The 19616-nt window shown below is 56.5% G+C and carries 19 protein-coding genes and 1 riboswitch; of the genes, 7 read left to right on the top strand and 12 right to left on the bottom strand.

The window, feature by feature from the left end; translation table 11 throughout:
* Positions 1-94 precede the first annotated feature (94 nt).
* Entirely contained in the window at positions 95-934 is an 840-nt protein-coding gene (locus QRN24_RS10135) for an AraC family transcriptional regulator (RefSeq protein ID WP_047956105.1), read from the top strand.
* Positions 935-939: 5 nt separating this feature from the next.
* On the opposite strand, the gene QRN24_RS10130 is transcribed toward QRN24_RS10135, so the two are convergent.
* From QRN24_RS10130 to QRN24_RS10110, 5 genes are read right to left on the bottom strand one after another with little or no spacing between them, the layout of a single operon-like run.
* A complete protein-coding gene (locus QRN24_RS10130; protein ID WP_014171632.1) occupies positions 940-1827 on the bottom strand; it encodes a MurR/RpiR family transcriptional regulator in 888 nt (295 codons plus the stop codon).
* Positions 1824-2774 carry an iron-siderophore ABC transporter substrate-binding protein gene (locus QRN24_RS10125; protein ID WP_284942676.1) on the bottom strand — a complete coding sequence of 317 codons (951 nt, stop codon included), beginning with the start codon at positions 2772-2774 and terminating at the stop codon, positions 1824-1826. Before QRN24_RS10125 ends, QRN24_RS10130 begins: the two co-directional genes overlap by 4 nt.
* A 9-nt stretch (positions 2775-2783) precedes the next feature.
* Positions 2784-3824, bottom strand: coding sequence for a FecCD family ABC transporter permease (locus tag QRN24_RS10120; RefSeq protein ID WP_040018823.1), 1041 nt, complete (start codon positions 3822-3824; stop codon positions 2784-2786).
* On the bottom strand, positions 3821-4804 hold the full coding sequence (locus QRN24_RS10115; RefSeq protein ID WP_272755686.1) for a FecCD family ABC transporter permease: 984 nt from the start codon (positions 4802-4804) through the stop codon (positions 3821-3823). The genes QRN24_RS10120 and QRN24_RS10115 overlap by 4 nt, the downstream gene beginning before the upstream one ends.
* Complete coding sequence (locus tag QRN24_RS10110; RefSeq protein ID WP_272755685.1) at positions 4801-5613, bottom strand: ABC transporter ATP-binding protein; 813 nt, start codon at positions 5611-5613, stop codon at positions 4801-4803. The genes QRN24_RS10115 and QRN24_RS10110 overlap by 4 nt, the downstream gene beginning before the upstream one ends.
* A 384-nt stretch (positions 5614-5997) precedes the next feature.
* Here QRN24_RS10110 and QRN24_RS10105 point away from each other — a divergent pair, with 384 nt between their 5' ends.
* Positions 5998-8139 (top strand): TonB-dependent siderophore receptor, encoded by a 2142-nt coding sequence (locus tag QRN24_RS10105; RefSeq protein ID WP_047355865.1) that lies wholly within the window; start codon positions 5998-6000, stop codon positions 8137-8139.
* A gap of 83 nt (positions 8140-8222) precedes the next feature.
* Here the strand turns inward: QRN24_RS10105 and parE are convergent, their stop codons facing one another.
* From parE to nudF, 5 genes are read right to left on the bottom strand one after another with little or no spacing between them, the layout of a single operon-like run.
* The gene (parE, locus tag QRN24_RS10100; protein ID WP_020883640.1) at positions 8223-10115 is read right to left on the bottom strand and encodes a DNA topoisomerase IV subunit B; all 1893 of its coding nucleotides are present in this window, start codon (positions 10113-10115) and stop codon (positions 8223-8225) included.
* Positions 10116-10143: 28 nt separating this feature from the next.
* Positions 10144-10725: an esterase YqiA gene (gene yqiA, locus QRN24_RS10095; protein ID WP_032680279.1), complete on the bottom strand. Its 582-nt coding sequence runs from the start codon at positions 10723-10725 to the stop codon at positions 10144-10146.
* Complete coding sequence (gene cpdA, locus QRN24_RS10090; RefSeq protein ID WP_014171641.1) at positions 10725-11552, bottom strand: 3',5'-cyclic-AMP phosphodiesterase; 828 nt, start codon at positions 11550-11552, stop codon at positions 10725-10727. The genes yqiA and cpdA overlap by 1 nt, the downstream gene beginning before the upstream one ends.
* 27 nt (positions 11553-11579) lie before the next feature.
* A complete protein-coding gene (locus tag QRN24_RS10085) occupies positions 11580-12002 on the bottom strand; it encodes a DUF1249 family protein (RefSeq protein WP_014833293.1) in 423 nt (140 codons plus the stop codon).
* A complete protein-coding gene (nudF, locus tag QRN24_RS10080; protein ID WP_014171643.1) occupies positions 11999-12631 on the bottom strand; it encodes an ADP-ribose diphosphatase in 633 nt (210 codons plus the stop codon). The genes QRN24_RS10085 and nudF overlap by 4 nt, the downstream gene beginning before the upstream one ends.
* Positions 12632-12835: 204 nt before the next feature.
* Here nudF and tolC point away from each other — a divergent pair, with 204 nt between their 5' ends.
* The 3 genes from tolC to QRN24_RS10065 all read left to right on the top strand — a co-directional run bounded on the left by tolC (position 12836) and on the right by QRN24_RS10065 (position 16333).
* The gene (gene tolC, locus QRN24_RS10075) at positions 12836-14314 is read left to right on the top strand and encodes an outer membrane channel protein TolC (protein ID WP_020883637.1); all 1479 of its coding nucleotides are present in this window, start codon (positions 12836-12838) and stop codon (positions 14312-14314) included.
* A gap of 190 nt (positions 14315-14504) precedes the next feature.
* On the top strand, positions 14505-15170 hold the full coding sequence (locus QRN24_RS10070) for a DUF1190 family protein (RefSeq protein WP_014171645.1): 666 nt from the start codon (positions 14505-14507) through the stop codon (positions 15168-15170).
* 2 nt (positions 15171-15172) lie between these two features.
* A complete protein-coding gene (locus QRN24_RS10065) occupies positions 15173-16333 on the top strand; it encodes a glutathionylspermidine synthase family protein (protein WP_014171646.1) in 1161 nt (386 codons plus the stop codon).
* A 69-nt stretch (positions 16334-16402) separates the two neighbouring features.
* Here the strand turns inward: QRN24_RS10065 and ygiD are convergent, their stop codons facing one another.
* Positions 16403-17191, bottom strand: coding sequence for a 4,5-DOPA-extradiol-dioxygenase (gene ygiD / locus QRN24_RS10060; protein ID WP_032678980.1), 789 nt, complete (start codon positions 17189-17191; stop codon positions 16403-16405).
* 196 nt (positions 17192-17387) lie between these two features.
* Here ygiD and zupT point away from each other — a divergent pair, with 196 nt between their 5' ends.
* Positions 17388-18161, top strand: a complete 774-nt coding sequence (gene zupT, locus QRN24_RS10055; protein WP_014171648.1) for a zinc transporter ZupT — start codon at positions 17388-17390, stop codon at positions 18159-18161.
* Between the two features lie 67 nt (positions 18162-18228).
* Here the strand turns inward: zupT and ribB are convergent, their stop codons facing one another.
* Entirely contained in the window at positions 18229-18882 is a 654-nt protein-coding gene (ribB, locus tag QRN24_RS10050; protein ID WP_014171649.1) for a 3,4-dihydroxy-2-butanone-4-phosphate synthase, read from the bottom strand.
* Positions 18883-18987: 105 nt separating this feature from the next.
* A riboswitch (FMN riboswitch) is annotated at positions 18988-19138 on the bottom strand.
* 117 nt (positions 19139-19255) lie between these two features.
* Between ribB and ubiK the strand changes: the two genes are divergently transcribed.
* On the top strand, positions 19256-19552 hold the full coding sequence (gene ubiK, locus QRN24_RS10045) for a ubiquinone biosynthesis accessory factor UbiK (protein WP_020883634.1): 297 nt from the start codon (positions 19256-19258) through the stop codon (positions 19550-19552).
* The last annotated feature ends 64 nt before the right edge of the window (positions 19553-19616 follow it).

The following is a 19616-nucleotide window of genomic DNA, read 5'->3' as shown; positions in this document are numbered from 1 at the left end:
AGGTAAGAGCGATGAATAAACCCGCAGTTAAGAAAATTTAAAAAGGTGGTTTATAAAGAGATTCTGACGGGAAAAAGTTGAGTTTTATTGCACTATGCGCGACACGCCAACATCCGATCATCTGGAGCTGATTACCTTAAATGACACCGTAGTGTCGTTTAGCCGCCTGTTTGCCAATACGGTGCGCTATCACCACTGGCATCAGTGTCTGGAAATTCTCTATGTGGAAGAAGGTTTTGGCGTGGCGATTGTCGATAACCGTCACTACACCATGCGCCCCGGGCGGCTGTTTTTCTTCCCACCGTTTACCCTGCATAAGGTGATGGTGGACGAGAAGGCAGAGGCCCTTTACAGGCGCACCATTATTCATCTCGACCAGCATGCCGTACTGAAAACCCTGCGTGATTTTCCGCAGGCTCAGCAGCGTCTGCAGAAGCTGTCTCATCGTGGCGGCGAGGCCTGGGTCGCTGACCTGGCGCATTGCCAGAAGCATATCGATTATCTTCTTGGCTGTTATCAGCCGCCGCTGAACAGCGAAAACATTGCCGGGCTGTTGATTAGCCTGTTTGCCATGCTGCCGGATGATAACGATGGTGCCCCGGGGAGCAGTCAAGGGGTGGCAAGCCAGGTGATGTTCTGGCTGGATGAGCACTATCGGGAGAAATTTCGCCTGGATGCGCTGGCGGCTGAGCTGGGAAAATCACGCAGCTATGTATCGCGAAAATTCCATGCGGAAACAGGCGAGAAGATCCACGACTATCTGAATACGCTACGGCTGCGAAAAGCCTGCGAGTACTTGCTGCACAGTGATGCCAGCGTGCGTGAGATTGCCGCGCGGGTGGGATTTTCCGACGTGACGTGGTTTATCAGCGCCTTTAAAAAAGGGATTGGTGAGACGCCGCTGCAATACCGGAAAAATCATGGCGCGGCGTGATCCCCTCACCCGCTCTTCTTGCCCGGTTTTAACCCGCGATGAAATTCGTTAATGCGCTTCATCGACCTGATGGTGCGCTGGGGCTCCGTTGACGCTACAGATAAAATGATCATCTCCAGACACAGCAGCACCGTGCCGTGGAGCGGAATTTTGCCCTTTTCACCGCCGCGCGGAACGTGGATCACCACGCTGGCCTCTTTGCTGAAGCGCGAGTCCGTAGCATTGGTCAGCAATATCGTGGGAATACCCAGTCGTTTCGCTTCACGCAGCGTGGTTTGTCCTTCCCGGTGGGCCGATTTTTGCGCCATCATCACCAGCACGTCGCCGCGCTGTAAGGCAATCAACTGCTCTGCCAGACCAATGCCGGTGCGGTTGAGTGCAATAGCGGGCAGGCCGATACGGCTGAACAGCCGGGAAGTGTACTCGGCCAGAATGCCGGAAGCCCCAATCCCAAAGATCGCGACCTGACGTGCCTGCGCCAGCAACGACACCGCCTGCGCCATTGCGTAGCGGTTGTGCGGCTCGGATAGCACGTCACAGGTATGCTGATGCCCTTCCAGCACAAAATCGATGCTCGCGTTCACGTCGCTGGTGAGCGTATTCACCGTGGTGGACATTTTTTCGCTGGAGGAGACCACCGGCCCAAACCACTGCTCCAGAGTCTGCTTCAGGTCACGCAGCCCGGCAAAGCCAAGAGCCTGAATGGCGCGAACCACCGTAGCGTCCGAGGTTTTCAGCAACGCGGCAATCTCCATCGCCGTCTGCTCCATCACCGCTTCGCGGTTTTCATTGATGTAACGCGCAACCTGCAGCAGGCGCGGCGTGAGCTGGTGCCCCCGCGAGCGAAAGCGGTCGCCATAGACATCAACCCGGGCTTTGTCTTTTCTGATCACTGTGACGCCTCCGGCAGCGGTCGACCGGCAATCTGCGACTGCACCTGGGCGGCCATCAGGCCTAAGGAGGCAAAGGAGTTCGAGATGGCCTCTTCACGGGAGATCAGTACGTAGTGGCCGGTGCGACAGGCATTGAGGAACTGACACCAGCCAGGCATCACGGCATCCATCGCTGCCAGCTCATCCTGCGGTTTGCCGCCGGTATCCCCGCGCCAGGTGGCAAAGACAAAATCTGCATCCAGCTCGGGCAGACGCTCGGCGCTGACGTCAATTCGACCGCCGTCAGGGATGGACTCAATCAGCGGCGGGAATGTGAATCCTGCGTCGCGCAGCACGCGCCCCAGCGAGTGGTAGCTGTGCATAGCGTTGATTTTGCCCTGGTTGGCCTGTATCACCGACACGGTGATGTTGCGGGTGTCGATGGTCGCTTTCAGGGCGTTAATCTGCTCCAGATAGCGACGTTCAAGGATCTTCAGCCGGGCTTCGGTGCCCGTGAGCTGTGCCAGCTTGCGGTAGATCTCCGGCGCGCCGCCATCGAGATGATCGATACTCACCGTCGGGGCAATTTTCTCCAGCTGTTCAACCGGCGTGTTACGGGTCGGTTCGGTGATGATTAAATCCGGCTTTGCAGCAGCGATGGCCTCGATGTCGATATCCGCGGAGCCGATAAATTTGATGTCGGCATTATCAAAATCAACGCCCGTCAGCATGCCGCTGGCGCGCAGAAAATGGCTACCGTCCGGCCGCGTGCGCCCGTGGCTTGCCACTGGCGGCACGCCGAGCTCAATCAGCGGAATGGTGATATCCAGATCGTGCAGCGAGACAATCCGCTTTGGGTGAAGGGGCACAGTCACCTTGCGGTTCAGATCGTCGGTAAACGTCTGCGTCGGCTCCGACGCACTCACGGTAACCCCCACCAGCAACAACATCGAAAAAAGTATACGCATCACCATCTCCTAAAATCTGTCCCGTCGCTGCCAGAGCAGCAGCAGGAAAAACGGTCCGCCAATCAATGAAATGACTACGCCTGCCGGCAACTGCAGCGGCAGGAAAGCCAGACGTCCGACGTTATCTGCCAGCAGAACCAGCAGCGCACCCAGCACGGCACTTCCCGCCAGCAGCGCGGTTTGTCCGCCGCGCAGCAGCAGGCGTGCCATATGTGGCGCAATCAGTCCCACAAAACCGATACTGCCCACGCACGAGACGCAGGCCGCGGTCAGCACCACCGGGGCAAGCACGCGCAGCAGCGCCAGACGCGAGGTGTGTACGCCAAGCCCCGTTGCGGTGGGGTTGCCCATCAGGGCCACGTCTGCGGCGCGCGCGGTCAACAGCAATAGCGCAAATGCCGGCAGCGTCCAGGCTGCCGCAATGCCCACCAGCGTCCAGTTTGCGGCATGCAGGCTTCCCGCCAGCCACAGCATCGCCGTCTGCACGTCACGCACGTCGGCGGTGGTCATGAAGACCCCCATTGCCGCGGCAAACGCCCAGGAAACGCCGATCCCCGTCAGGATAAATCGCGGCCGCGAAATATCGCGCGCCAGCGCCACCACCAGCAGCGCGGTGAGTATGCCCCCCGCCATTCCCGCCAGCGGTCGCCAGGCCAGGCTGAGCGCCGGGAACTGAAAAATCAGCACCAGCACCGCCGCGCTACATCCCTCTTTCACGCCGATAAGCCCCGGGTCGGCAAGGCCATTACGGGTGACAGACTGCATCGCTGCCCCCGCCATGCCGAGCATGGCACCGCATAACACCGCCATGAGCAGACGCGGCAGACGAATATCCATCACGATGTAGCGCGTATCCGCCTCCAGACTTTGCGGATACAGCAGCGCCCGTCCGATGGCCGACGTCGGGATCGGCAGCGAGCCGTGCGTCAGGCCAAACCCGAGCAGGATAAAGGCCGTGAGTGAAATCAGCGCAAGGCAGGCCAGCGCCCTCGGGCGTACCAGCGTAGAAAAGGTGCCTATACGCAACGCGCGCAGTCCGGCCCGGCTCATTTGAACACCCTCGAGGCCATAAAGATAAAGACGGGAGCACCGACCAGCGCGGTCATAATGCCGGTCGACAGTTCATAAGGGGTAAACAGCGTGCGGGCGGCGAGATCCGCCAGCAGCAAAACCAACCCTCCACACAGGGCTGAAAGCGGCACCATCACGCGCAGATCCACCGTCACCAGACGCCGTATCAGCTGCGGCACCACGAGGCCAATAAAACCAATCGGCCCGGCAACGGAGACTGCCGCGCCACACAGCAGCGCGATTGCCAGCAGCGCGAACAGGCGCGTCCTGAGAAGCGATACGCCAAGCCCCTGGGCCATCCGGTCTCCCAGTGCCAGCATATTGAGTGACGGCGACAGCCAGAGCGCAAGGGCGAAACCCGCGCCAGCGGCCCACGAAGCGCTGCGAAGCGTCCCTTCTGTTATCCCGGCCAAATCCCCTGCCAGCCAGGTGCGTAAGGCGAGAAGCGTCTGCTCATCGAGGATCAGGACCGTGGCGGTAATCGAGGAGGCGAACGCCGACATCGCCACCCCGCACAAGGTAACTTTCATCGGCGTCAACCCGGTGCGTCCCGAAGAGGAGAGCATCAGTACCAGCAGAAACAGCCCGGCGGCGCCGGTGGCGGCAATCAGCGGGCGACCAAACGGCAGGGTGAACCCGAGTGCACTTGTCAGCACGACAGCCAGCGCGGCGCCGGCATTCAGCCCCAGAATATGTGGCTCACCCAGCGGGTTACGGATAACGGACTGCAGCAAGACGCCTGCCACGCCAAGTGCAGCGCCGGTCAGCATGGCCGCAAGGAGGCGTAACAGGCGCAGCCTGATAATGATGTTATGGTCGAAATTGCGCGGGTCGAAATCGACAAAAGCCTGCACGACCGTCAGGGGAGAAATAACGCGCGCGCCCGTGCCCAGGTGTACAATTGCGCCCATCACCAGCAGCAGCGCAAAGAGCAGAAAAGCCAGTGACGTACGCATCATGATTTTTCTGCGACCTGGCGAAACGGCATGAAGAACGGTTTGCCGGTGAGCGGATTAACTGACATATGTACGTCAACCTCAAACACCGCTTTGATCAGTTCCGGCGTACAGGTATCGCCCTCGTGAAGCACGCCCTCGACTTTCCCCTGGCGTAAAAAGACCAGGGAATCACCGTAGTTCACCGCGAAGTTAAGATCGTGCAGCACCACCACGACGGTGCGCCCGTGCTGGCGGGTCAGCGTATGCAGCAGTTCAAGGATTTCCACCTGATAGCGGAGGTCAAGAAACGTTGTCGGCTCGTCGAGCAGGATATAGGGCGTTTGCTGCGCCAGCGCCATCGCAATCCAGCAGCGCTGTCGCTGGCCGCCGGAAAGGCTTTCCACCGGTAAATGGGCAAACTCCGCCGTACCGGTCAGGCGCAGTGCCTCTTTCACGGCCTGCTCGTCTTCATCACTCCACTGGCGCATAAAATTTTGCCAGGGGAAACGCCCGCGTGAAACCAGCTCAAACACGGTTAACCCTTCCGGCAACAGCGGTGACTGCGGCAGAATGCCCAGCTGACGGGCGACCGCTTTGGTTGGCTGTTGATGAATGGCTTTGCCATCCAGCAGCGCAGCTCCTCCGAGCGGTTGCAGCAAACGTGCGATCGTGCTCAGTAGCGTGGATTTTCCACAGCCGTTCGCGCCCACCAGAACGGTTATTTTCTGTGGGGGGATCGCAAGCGAGATCTCATCGACGATGATTTTTTTCTGATAGCCAGCAGAGAGGTTCTCAAGAACCAGCCCTGACTTATTCGTGTTGTGAGCCACGTGAACGCCAACTTAATAAAAAACTAACAAATAAAAATAAAACTCATTCTCTTTTGAGAGTTTGCCGCTGCGCCATGTAGTAGTCAAGAGAAGAAACACCCTTAAAACCCCAGGGTTATCGTGCAGAAACGGGAAAACTGCTAAACGCATTAAGTAATTTATTTTCAACAGGTTAATTACTTACCCCGCTAAGCATCAGAGGGGACGTACTGCTGTAGTCGATTTTTGCTTTTTTCCATTTACTACTACATCAGCGCATGATTGAATGATTCTCAATTACATGTTCGATGCCAGCTATGGCTAACGAGCAGACCGTAAAGGGCAATGACTCACACATTCTTCCGTGACGCTTCATTCGCGGGATATTTCGGGAAAACAGATGTAATGGCTACGTTCACTCCTTCACTCTCTGGGGTAAAAGGGCGCGCGCTCTTTTCACTGCTGTTTATGGCGCCGCTGGTGCAGGCAGCAGACAACACCGCGGCTCAGGACGGCGAAACGCTTACCGTCACCGCCGATCCTAATGCCGTGGCCGATGCCACCAACGGCTATCAGCCGCTGAACACCTCCACCGCCACACTGACCAATATGCCGATGCTGGATATCCCGCAGGTGGTAAATACTGTCAGCGATAAAGTGCTGGAAGATCAGCACGCTACCACGCTGGATGAAGCCCTCTATAACGTCAGTAACGTGGTGCAGACCAACACGCTGGGCGGCACGCAGGATGCGTTTGTACGCCGTGGATTTGGCGCGAACCGCGACGGCTCAATCATGACCAACGGCCTGCGCACCGTGCTGCCGCGCAGCTTTAACGCAGCCACCGAGCGTGTGGAAGTCCTCAAGGGACCGGCCTCAACGCTGTACGGCATCCTCGATCCGGGAGGGCTTATCAATGTGGTCACCCGACGTCCGGAAAAACAGTTTGGCGGTTCGATCTCGGGCACCTCCTCAAGTTTTGGCGGCGGTACCGGCCAGCTCGATGTCACAGGTCCCATTGAAGGAACGCGCCTGGCTTACCGCCTGACGGGCGAGTACCAGGACGAAGATTACTGGCGAAGTTTCGGCAAGGCGCGCAGCACCTTTATCGCGCCCTCGCTGACCTGGTTTGGTGATGACGCCACCGTGACCGTGCTCTATTCACATCGTGATTATAAGACGCCGTTCGATCGCGGTACGATCTTCGATCTCACGACCAAACAGCCGGTGAATGTTGACCGTAAAACCCGGTTTGACGAGCCGTTCAACATTACCGATGGCCAGTCCGATCTGGCGCAGCTCAACGCGGAATACCGCCTTAACAGCCAGTGGACGGCGAAGTTCGATTACAGCTACAGCCAGGATAAATACAGCGATAACCAGGCGCGGGTAATGGCCTATGACGCGAAAACCGGCAACCTGACCCGCCGTGTGGATGCGACGCAAGGCTCAACGCAGCGCATGCATTCCACCCGTGCAGACCTGCAAGGGAACGTGGATATCGCGGGCTTTTACAATGAGATCCTGACCGGCGTGTCGTATGAGAATTACGACCTGCTGCGCACGGATATGATTCGCTGTAAGAATGTAAAAGATTTCAATATTTACCATCCGTCTTACGGCAATCTGAGCAAGTGTACGACCGTTTCCGCCGCGGACAGCGATCAGACGCTCAAGCAGGAGAGTTACTCCGCTTACGCTCAGGACGCCCTGTACCTGACGGATAAATGGATTGCCGTCGCCGGGCTGCGTTATCAGTACTACACCCAGTACGCGGGCAAGGGCAGACCATTCAACGTCAATACCGACAGCCGCGACGAGCAGTGGACGCCGAAGCTGGGGCTGGTCTATAAGCTCACGCCATCCGTCTCGCTGTTTGCTAACTACGCCCAGACGTTTATGCCGCAATCGTCCATCGCGAGCTACATTGGCGACCTGCCGCCAGAAACGTCCAATGCCTACGAAGTCGGCGCTAAATTTGACCTGTTCAACGGCATTACCGCCAACATCGCGTTGTTTGATATCCACAAGCGCAACGTGCTGTACACCGAAAGCGTGGCGGGTGAAAACATTGCTAAAACCGCTGGCCGCGTGCGCTCGCAGGGCGTGGAAGTGGATCTGGCTGGCTCTCTGACCGAGAACACCAATATTATTGCCAGCTATGGCTACACCGATGCGAAAGTGCTGGAAGACCCGGATTACGCCGGCAAACCGCTACCAAACGTGCCGCGCCATACCGGTTCGCTGTTCCTGACGTACGATATTCACAATGTCATCGGCGGGAATACCCTGACAATTGGCGGCGGTGGACACGGCGTGAGCCGTCGCTCCGCGACCAACGGTGCGGATTATTATTTGCCAGGGTACGTTGTTGCTGATGCCTTTGCGGCCTATAAAATGAAGCTACAGTATCCGGTGACGCTGCAGGTCAACGTGAAGAACCTGTTTGATAAGACCTACTACACCTCGTCGATTGCGACCAATAACCTCGGTAACCAGCCAGGCGATCCACGTGAAGTGCAGTTTACGGTGAAGATGGAATTTTGATGTAAAAAAGCCCGGTGGCGCTAGCGCCTACCGGGCCTTCGTTCCATCCCCTCTCCCGGTGGGAGAGGGGTAAAGAGAGGGCATCAGGCCTCAATATCCGCCATATCGCCTTTTTCCTGCAGCCAGTTGCGTCGGTCTTCCGAACGCTTCTTGGCAAGCAGCATATCCATCATGGCGTTGGTTTGCTGTTCGTCTTCGTCGCTGATGGTCAATTGCACCAGGCGGCGGGTGTTTGGATCCAGCGTGGTTTCGCGCAACTGCATCGGGTTCATCTCGCCCAGCCCTTTAAAGCGCTGCACGTTCGGTTTGCCCTTCTTACGCTTGAGCTGTTCCAGTACGCCCGCTTTTTCCTCTTCCGTCAGCGCGTAGTAGACCTCTTTGCCGAGGTCGATACGGTAGAGCGGCGGCAGCGCCACGTGGACGTGACCGTTTTTCACCAGCGTCCTGAAGTGCTTCACAAACAGCGCGCACAGCAGCGTGGCGATGTGCAGACCATCGGAGTCCGCATCCGCGAGGATACAGATCTTACCGTAGCGCAGCTGGCTCAGATCGTCGCTGTCCGGATCGATACCGATCGCAACGGAGATATCATGCACTTCCTGCGAGGCCAGCACTTCATCCGACGACACTTCCCAGGTGTTCAGGATCTTACCCTTGAGCGGCATGATCGCCTGATACTCACGATCGCGCGCCTGCTTGGCAGAGCCTCCTGCCGAGTCCCCTTCCACGAGGAACAGCTCGGTGCGGTTCAGATCCTGCGCGGTACAGTCCGCCAGCTTGCCCGGAAGCGCCGGGCCACTGGTCAGTTTTTTACGCACCACCTTCTTGGCAGCACGCAGGCGTCGCTGGGCGCTGGAAATGGCCATTTCTGCCAGCATCTCGGCGGCCTGCACGTTCTGGTTCAGCCACAGGGTGAAAGCATCTTTGACCACGCCGGAGACGAACGCCGCACACTGACGTGAGGACAAACGTTCTTTGGTCTGACCGGCGAACTGTGGATCCTGCATCTTCACCGACAGGACGTAGGCGCAGCGATCCCAGATATCTTCCGCCGACAGCTTCACGCCGCGGGGCAGAATGTTGCGGTATTCGCAGAACTCGCGCATTGCATCCAGCAACCCCTGACGCAGACCGTTGACGTGCGTACCGCCAAGCATGGTCGGGATCAGGTTGACGTAGCTTTCGGTCAGCAGCTCGCCGCCTTCTGGCAGCCACAACAGCGCCCAGTCCACCGCTTCCGTATCACCGGTGAAATTACCGACAAACGGTTTTTCCGGCAGGGTTGGCAGGCCGTTAACGGCTTCGCACAGATAGTCGTTCAGACCGTCTTCATAGCGCCAGGTCTGTTCGGTGTTGTTGACGTTATCTTTAAAGGTAATTTCCACGCCAGGGCACAGTACCGCTTTGGCTTTCAGCAGGTGCGTCAGGCGTGAAACAGAGAAACGAGGACTGTCGAAGAAGCTTTCGTCAGGCCAGAAGTGGACGCTGGTCCCGGTATTGCGCTTGCCGCACGTGCCGACGACCTGCAGATCCTGCACCTTCTCGCCGTTTTCAAAGGCGATGTTATACACCTGACCGTCGCGGCGGACGTTGACTTCCACGCGTCTGGACAGGGCGTTAACCACGGAGATCCCCACGCCGTGCAAACCACCCGAGAACTGGTAGTTTTTGTTGGAGAACTTACCGCCCGCATGAAGACGACAGAGGATCAGCTCAACGGCTGGCACACCCTCTTCCGGGTGGATGTCCACCGGCATGCCGCGTCCGTCGTCGATGACTTCCAGCGACTGATCGGCATGGAGGATGACGTCAACGCGTTTGGCATGGCCAGCCAGCGCTTCATCCACACTGTTATCAATAACTTCCTGGCCCAGATGGTTTGGGCGTGTCGTATCGGTGTACATCCCAGGGCGGCGGCGAACCGGCTCAAGCCCGGTGAGTACCTCAATGGCATCAGCGTTATAGGTTTGCGTCATGATTTAAACTAGCAGTTCGCATTGATTGTCAGTGGCTGTGCAGTCCAAGAAAATCGACAATCTGGGTGAAATGATTCTCAAAGCCCGTGAAAGCATGGTTTCCGCCTTCTTCTATAGTCTGGCGGCAGGATGCGTAATACGCCACTGCCTGGCGGTAATCCAGCACTTCATCACCCGTCTGTTGCAGCAACCAGATAAGATCGGGCGCTTCAAGCGGGTCTACCTGCATAACTTTGAGATCGTAAATATGGCGTGACTCTAGCACATATTGTTGGCCGGTGTAGGGGTTCTCGTTTTGCCCGAGAAAGTCCCGCAGCAGCTCAAATGGCCGAACCGCCGGGTTAACCACCACCGCGGGCAGCATAAAACATTGCGAGAGCCAGGTGGCGTAATATCCGCCCAGCGAAGAACCGACCACGCCGAACGATTCGCCGCCGTGTTCCATCACTACCGATTCCAGCATTTCTGCGGCTTCCGCCGGGTAAGGCGGCAGTTGAGGGACGATCATCTCAACGTGCGGGTGATGTTCGCTCAGCCACTGGCGAAACTGCGTCGCTTTCGCGGAGCGCGGCGAACTGTTGAATCCGTGCAGATAGAGGAGCGTAGACATCAATAGCCTTCTGAAGCGGTGTCCGGGCGGAATTTTGCGCCGGTTAAACGGCAGACTTCCGTGGTGAGCAGGCCATCGGGATGCAGTTCGAGCCAGCGCCAGCCCGGTGCGATGGTGTCCAGGGTAAAGTTTGCGCAATGCGGCTTGAACTGAACGCAGGTCGAGGGTGTGGCCAGCAGTCGGCGGCCATTCCAGTCGAGATCCTGTTCCTGATGAATATGTCCGCACAGGAGATTCTGCACCCGCGGGAATTTCGCCAGCACTCTGTCCAGCGCGGCAGAGTTGCGCAGGCTGTGTTGATCAAGCCAGCTACAGCCCGCCGGCAAAGGATGATGATGCAGCAACAGCAGCGTATGACGTTCAGGTTCGGCAGACAGTTTGGTCTCAAGCCAGTCGAGTTGAAAGTCGCTTAACTCACCGTGTGGGACGCCAAAGACCTGGCTGTCCAGCAGCAGGATCTGCCAGTGGTCACCCACAAAAACACATTTTGCCGGAGAGATCCCCGCATCCTGCAGCGAGCTGTACATGGCAGGCTGGAAATCGTGGTTTCCCGGTAGCCAGACGCAAGGCACGCTAAAACTCGCGATGCCTTCAGCGAAATGCTGGTAGGCCGCGGAGGATTGGTCCTGCGCCAGATCGCCCGTCGCGACAATCAGATCGCATGGGCGATTTTCAGCGTGAATGGCGCTAAGTACCGCCTGATAGCTCTCCCAGGTATTCACCCCAAGCAGAGTTTCATGCTTTTCGGCAAAAAGGTGGGTATCGGTGATTTGTAATATCCTGACTGGTGCCCCACCAGCAACAGTCAGGTTCAACAGGCTTTCCAAATGGTGTCCTTAGGTAGGTTTATGACGCTAACAAACCGGAATCGCCATTGCTCCATGTGCTAAACAATATCTTAGCCAGTCGGCTAAAAACTGGTTAATTTGATGCTTTTCGTCGCGTTGATGCAACTTTTTATTCGGATAATCATACCGCGCTTTGAAGCGAAAGATCTGCTGGCTTGAACACACTTCAGCGACCATCGCGTCATGGTAAAGGCGCACCGTCATCGACGGCAGGCTCCAGTAGCTAATGCTGGGCGCCGTTTGTTCAATTTCGACAAGCGTAGTGTAGCGCGTTGATTCTGTTATCGTTAATCGATACTGCGCGTTGCTCACCTGATAGCTCACCGTTTCGCCGGGTGCGTCGTTTTTCGGCAGCAGGCGGCGCAATTGTGCGAAATTGGTTTCGCACAGGCGCATCATTTCTGGGAAGTCAGGTGTATAACGCTTCATTTTTTCCACTCGTTTCGTAAAGTCTGATAATGCAGTTGCAGCCATTGCAGAGCGATGACAGACGCTGCGTTGTCGATTTTCCCCTCTTCTACCCACTGATAAGCCTGCTCCCGACTCACCACATGAACCCGAATATCTTCGTTTTCATCTGCCAGACCGTGGATCCCTTCCGCCGTCGTGGCGTCCACTTCGCCCACCATAATGGACAAGCGCTCGCTGGTGCCGCCTGGGCTTGCCAGATAACTCAGCACCGGTTTTGTCCGGCCAACCACCAGCCCCGCCTCTTCCAGCGCCTCGCGGCGGGCAACGTCTTCGACCGATTCGCCCTCTTCAATCATACCGGCCACCATCTCCAGCAGCCAGGGGCTGGCGCTGACGTCATACGCGGCAATGCGGATCTGCTCCACCAGCACGACTTCATCACGCACTGGGTCAAAGGGTAGCAAGACTGCCGCATGCCCGCGCTCAAAAATTTCGCGTCTGATTTCACCGCTCATTTCGCCGTTAAACAGGCGATGCCTGAAACGGTAAAGTTCCATTGAAAAAAAACCGCTATAAAGCGTTTCTCGTGCAATAATTTCTACATCGTTTTTCGCGAATGTCACGGGCAAGTTTTCTGGTTTTTGCATGAGTCGAGTCCTGGTAGCAATGGTGATGAAATTATGAATTTCAAGGCTGTTTGGCTGCCGTTTGTAAGGCTATATGGTAGATTGGTGCAAATTACCGCCAGATGGCACGTAACGCCAACCTTTTGGTATGGAAGATTCTGTTAGAATCGGCAATTATTTTTTAATTAGATCAGCGCTAATACTGCTTCACAACAAGGAATGCAAATGAAGAAATTGCTCCCCATCCTTATCGGCCTGAGCCTGACGGGCTTCAGTGCAATGAGCCAGGCGGAAAACCTGTTACAGGTCTACCAGCAGGCACGTCTGGGCAACCCTGATTTACGTAAATCAGCGGCCGATCGTGATGCTGCGTTTGAAAAGATTAACGAAGCGCGTAGCCCATTGCTGCCACAGTTAGGTTTAGGTGCAGATTATACCTACAGCAACGGCTTCCGCGACGCCAATGGCGTTAACTCCAATGCTACCAGCGCCTCACTGCAATTAACACAGACGCTGTTTGATATGTCCAAATGGCGTGCCCTGACCCTGCAGGAAAAGAGCGCGGGCATCCAGGATGTGACGTATCAGACCGATCAGCAGACGCTGATCCTGAACACCGCCACCGCATACTTCAACGTGCTGAGCGCAATTGACTCGCTCTCCTACACCGAAGCGCAGAAACAGGCGATTTACCGCCAGTTAGATCAAACCACCCAGCGTTTCAATGTGGGTCTGGTGGCAATCACTGACGTTCAGAACGCCCGTTCACAATACGATAGCGTCCTGGCCAACGAAGTGACCGCACGTAACAACCTCGATAACGCGCTGGAATCCCTGCGTCAGGTTACCGGGAATTACTACCCTGAGCTGGCGTCGCTGAACGTCGACAGCTTCAAAACGGATAAACCGCAGGCCGTTAACGCCCTGCTGAAAGAAGCGGAAAACCGCAACCTGACGTTACTGCAGGCGCGTCTGAGCCAGGATCTGGCCCGCGAGCAAATCCGTCAGGCACAGGACGGCCACCTGCCGACCCTGAGCCTGAGCGCGTCTACCGGCGTGTCTGATACCACTTACAGTGGTTCTAAAACGAACACCTCCCAGTACGACGACAGCAACATGGGTCAGAACAAAGTGGGTCTGAACTTCTCGCTGCCACTGTACCAGGGCGGCCAGGTGACCTCTCAGGTGAAACAGGCGCAGTACAACTTTGTTGGCGCGAGCGAACAGCTGGAAAGTGCCCACCGCAACGTGGTACAGACCGTTCGTTCGTCCTTCAACAACGTGAATGCCTCTATCAGCAGCATCAACGCCTATAAACAGGCCGTTGTGTCTGCGCAGAGCTCTCTTGATGCCATGGAAGCGGGTTACTCCGTGGGTACGCGTACCATCGTTGACGTCCTGGACGCGACCACCACGCTGTACAACGCGAAACAGCAGCTCTCCAGCGCACGTTATCAGTACCTGATTAACCAGCTGAACATCAAACAGGCGCTGGGTACGTTGAACGAGCAGGATCTGCAGATGCTGAACAGCACCCTGGGTAAACCTGTCTCTACTTCTCCGGAAAATGTTGCGCCAGAGAACCCTGAGCAGGTTGCCGCCGTTGATAACTTCAACGGTAACGGTGCTGCACCTGCCGCGCAGCCAGCTGCCGCACGTACGACTGCCCCCGCCAGCAGCGGTAACAATCCGTTCCGCAATTAAGCATGTCATCGGGCCCATTGCGGCCTGATGCCTTCGCTATACCCCTCTCCTTTCGGGAGAGGGCGTACGCAAATCACACCTGAACGTAAGCCAACGTAAAGATCCCCCTCATTCCGGCCATCATCGCTTCATTTTCAACCACTCATCCTCTATCCTGAGCGTTATTACCACTGGGTCCAGGAAGACAACGATGAAACGGACAAAATCTATCAATCACGCTTCGTTCCGCAAAAGCTGGAACGCGCGTCATCTCACCCCTGTTGCGCTGGCCGTCACGGCAGTCTTTATGCTGGCAGGCTGTGAGAAAAGCGATGAAACAGTTTCGCTTTATCAAAACGCGGACGACTGTTCTGCTGCAACCGGCAACGCCGCAGAGTGTAAAACGGCATATACCAACGCCCTGAAAGAGGCGGAACGTACTGCGCCGAAATATGCTTCACGTGAAGACTGCGTGGCAGAGTTCGGTGAAGGTCAGTGTCAGCAGGCACCGGCTCAGGCAGGCACAGCCCCTGAAAACCAGGCACAGGCCCAGTCCAGCGGCAGTTTCTGGATGCCGCTGATGGCAGGTTACATGATGGGCCGCCTGATGAGTGGTGGTGCGGGTTACCAGCAGCAGCCGCTGTTTAGCTCGAAAAACCCGGCCAGCCCGGCTTATGGTCAATATACCGATGCCAGCGGCAAAGGCTATGGCGCAGCCACCCCTGGCCGCTCCGTAACCGTACCGAAAACGGCGATGGCTCCGAAACCCGCGACCACCAGCACCATTACCCGTGGCGGGTTCGGTGAGTCTGTGGCGAAACAGACCAGCATGCAGCGTAGCGCGTCAGGCACGTCCACTCGCTCAATGGGCGGCTGATCATGGAACGAGTCAGTATCACCGAGCGCCCGGACTGGCGCGAAAAAGCGACCGAATACGGTTTTAACTTCCACACCATGTACGGCGAGCCATACTGGTGTGAAGACGCTTACTACAAGCTCACGCTTGCCCAGGTTGAGAAACTGGAAGAGGTGACCGCCGAGCTGCACCAGATGTGCCTGAAAGTGGTGGATAAAGTCATCGACAGCGACGCGCTGATGGCGAAGTTCCGCATTCCGAAGCACACCTGGAGTTTCGTCCGCCAGTCGTGGAAAACCCACCAGCCTTCGCTTTACTCACGTCTCGATCTGGCGTGGGACGGCGTGGGCGATCCTAAGCTTCTGGAAAACAATGCTGATACGCCAACCTCGCTGTACGAAGCGGCGTTCTTCCAGTGGATCTGGCTGGAAGACCAGGCCAATGCCGGCAACCTGCCGCAAGGCAGCGACCAGTTCAACAGCCTGCAGGAAAAGCTGATTGAGCGTTTCGCTGAACTGCGCGAACAGCATGGTTTTAATCTGCTGCACCTTGCTTGCTGCCGCGACACGGAAGAAGACCGTGGCACGGTGCAATATCTGCAGGACTGCGCGGCCGAAGCTGAAGTGGCGACCGAGTTTCTCTATATCGAAGATATCGGCCTGGGTGAGAAAGGTCAGTTTACTGACCTGCAGGATCAGGTGATAAGCAACCTGTTCAAGCTCTACCCGTGGGAATACATGCTGCGTGAAATGTTCTCCACCAAGCTGGAAGACGCCGGCGTGCGCTGGCTGGAGCCGGCATGGAAGAGCATTATCTCCAACAAAGCCCTGCTGCCGATGCTGTGGGAGATGTTCCCGAACCATCCGAACCTGCTGCCGGCTTACTTTGCGGAAGACGATCACCCGCCGATGGAGAAATACGTCGTTAAACCGATCTTCTCCCGTGAAGGGGCGAACGTGTCGATTATTGAAAATGGCAAAACGCTGGAAGCCGTTGAAGGGCCTTATGGCGAGGAAGGAATGATCGTCCAGGCGTTTTATCAACTGCCGAAGTTTGGTGACAGCTATACCCTGATTGGCAGCTGGCTCATCAACGATCAGCCAGCCGGGATTGGCATCCGCGAAGATCGCGCGCTGATCACGCAGGATCTGTCACGGTTCTATCCGCACATTTTCGTCGAGTGATCGGGTGTGCCGGGGTGCGAGCGGAAGCCCTCACCCCGGCCCTTTCTCTTTGGGAAAGGCATGCATATGTTATCCAATCTGCACCGACAACATACTTAAGCTTCCCATCTCAATGCCATCGACCGGTATGCTGATCGGCTCCTGACCATCCCACGCGCCCAGTACATACAGCAACGGCAGAAAGTGTTCCGGCGTCGGGTTAGAGAGTGAACCGCCTTCGTGATCCAGATAGTTCACCAGCGGATGCTCCTCAACCGGCCCTTGCCAGGTCAGATTCGCTTTCACGTAATCGTTAAAAGATGTCGCCCACGGGTATGGCGTGTTCTCACCGTGCCAGCGCGCTGTACGCAGGTTGTGTACCACGTTGCCGCTTGCGATCAGCATGATGCCCTCGTCGCGTAAGGTCGCCATTTTTCGCCCCATCTCCAGGTGCCAGGCCGCCGGTTTAGTGCTGTCGATACTCAACTGCACCATTGGGATGTCCGCCTCGGGATACATCTTTATCAGTACGCCCCACGAGCCATGGTCAAAGCCCCAGGCTTCGTTATCCAGCGCCACGGGCACAGGCGCGAGTAATTCCACCAGCTGTCGGGCCAGCGCTGGCGAGCCGGGTGCCGGATAGTGCGTGTCGTACAACGCCTGCGGGAAGCCACCGAAATCATGAATGGTTTTTGGCGTTTCCATTGCGGTCACGCCCGTGCCCCGGGTAAACCAGTGCGCAGACACCACCACAATCGCTTTCGGACGCGGTAGCGTCTCGCCCAGATGACGCCATACTCGGGTATAGACGTTGTCTTCCAGAACGTTCATTGGGCTACCGTGGCCTAAAAACAGTGCTGGCATACGGGAAGAAGTCATGGTGATATCCTTACAGAAGGTGTCAATTTAATGGTTCTACATTACGCGCAATCTCGCCCGGATGAACGCTGATAAGCGTGAAGATCATCATCAGGAAATTTGAATGTAAGGAATGTGTAAAGCAGGGTTTCGCCTCTCGCTTTGACCGAAATGAACCATTAATATTAATGATAATCATTATCATAAGGAGCAATGCATGTCAGTCCCCTTGATCCTGACTATACTGGCGGGCGCCGCAACGTTCATCGGTGCCATTCTCGGTGTGCTTGGTCAAAAGCCGTCTAACCGCGTGCTGGCCTTCTCATTGGGCTTTGCTGCCGGGATCATGCTGCTCATCTCTCTGATGGAGATGCTCCCTGCCGCACTGGGCACCGAAGGCATGTCTCCGGTGCTGGGGTATGGCATGTTTGTATTCGGCCTGCTTGGTTACTTTGCCCTCGACCGCATGCTGCCGCACGCGCATCCGCAGGATTTAATGCAAAAAAGCGTGACCCCGATGCCGCGCAATATTAAGCGCACGGCCATTCTGTTAACGCTCGGCATAAGCCTACACAACTTCCCGGAAGGCGTAGCAACCTATGTCACCGCCAGCAGCAATCTGGAGATGGGCTTTGGTATCGCCCTGGCGGTCGCTTTGCACAATATTCCTGAAGGACTGGCGGTGGCCGGGCCGGTTTATGCCGCCACGGGCTCGAAACGGACCGCGGTCTTCTGGGCGGGGATCTCGGGGATGGCCGAAATTCTCGGCGGCGTGCTGGCGTGGTTGATTCTGGGCAGCCTGGTCTCGCCTGTGGTGATGGCCGCTATCATGGCCGCCGTGGCCGGGATAATGGTGGCGCTCTCCGTGGATGAGCTGATGCCGCTGGCGAAAGAGATCGATCCGAATAATAACCCAAGCTATGGCGTGCTGTGCGGTATGTCGGTGATGGGCTTGAGCCTGGTGCTGCTGCAAACGGCAGGGATCGGCTAAAACAATAGCGCATTAACGTCTCACAACAAAAAAGCCGGCTTTCCCCGGCTTTTTCACATCAGCCCTTTCAGCTGGCTTTGCGCGCGTGCGCCTGGCGATACTCCACCAGATCTTCAATCGTCACCACGGGCATATTATGCAGACGGGCAAAGGTGATGCACTCCGGCGCACGTGCCATGGTGCCATCGTCGTTGGTGAGTTCACACAGTACGCCCGCAGGTTTAAAGCCTGCCAGGGTCACGAGGTCAATGGTCGCTTCGGTGTGACCGCCACGGGTCAATACACCGCCGGCCTGCGCACGCAACGGGAAGACGTGGCCTGGACGATGCAGGTCTGATGGCTTCGCATCATCGGCAATCGCGGCACGTACGGTGGTCAGACGGTCAGCCGCTGACACGCCGGTGGTCACGCCATGTGCCGCTTCGATGGTCACGGTAAAACCGGTTCCAAAGGCGCTGGTGTTGTTTTCAACCATCATGGGCAGGTCGAGCTGCTTACGACGGTCTTCGTTGATACACAGGCACACGATGCCGCTACCGTGACGGATGGTCAGCGCCATCTGCTCAACGGTCATGTTTTCGGCGGCGAAAATCATGTCGCCTTCATTTTCACGGTTTTCATCGTCAAGCACCATCACGCCGCGGCCTTCGCGCAGTGCATCCAGTGCATGTTCAACACGTTCAATAGAAGTGCCAAAAGAGGAAAGTAGCGTCTGATTCATGGTAAAAAAACCTCATTAACATTATGGTTACCAGAATCAGGGCAGTCTTAGGAGCGCCGTATAAGCGGCAAAAAGATAACGTGAGCGGGCCAGGCCCGACTTGATCGTTACTCTCTCCCATCCGGACTCTAACCGTCGGCCCCGGAATTACACCGGATCTGCTGTCCTTTGAGTGGTGACCCAAAGCGCTCGCGGGCTTTCAGCGTTACGCTGATTTACCGCCGGTGGGGAATTTCGCCCCGCCCTGAGAATAAGCGAGATAACTATAACGCGATTGATTACCCTGGGCAATGCGCAGACATAAAATCTCCTTTATCCTGGGGCATGACGCGCTACAATGTTCATTAACACCGTCTTATCAAGGGAAGCCACAATGATTGACCCGAAGAAAATTGAGCAAATTGCGCGCCAGGTTCATGAGTCTATGCCAAAAGGTATTCGTGAGTTTGGGGATGACGTAGAGAAGAAAATCCGCCAGACGCTGCAGGCGCAGTTGGTTCGCCTTGATTTAGTCAGCCGCGAAGAGTTTGACGTGCAGACGCAGGTTCTGCTGCGTACCCGCGAGAAGCTGGCCCTGCTGGAGCAGCGTCTGAACGAGCTGGAAAACCGCAATACGCCAGCGGAAGTAAAACCGGCACCGGCCATTCCACCGGTTGATGAAGCAGAATAATAGCCACGTATAACGGGCTGTTTGCGAAGATACCCTCTCCTGCAAAGAGAGGGTGAAAAAAAAC

The organism is Enterobacter sp. MEB024, assembly GCF_030209635.1.
Taxonomy (GTDB): domain Bacteria; phylum Pseudomonadota; class Gammaproteobacteria; order Enterobacterales; family Enterobacteriaceae; genus Enterobacter; species Enterobacter ludwigii.
Note: the sequence above shows the minus strand (reverse complement) of the source record. Positions and strands in the feature narration are given on the sequence as shown.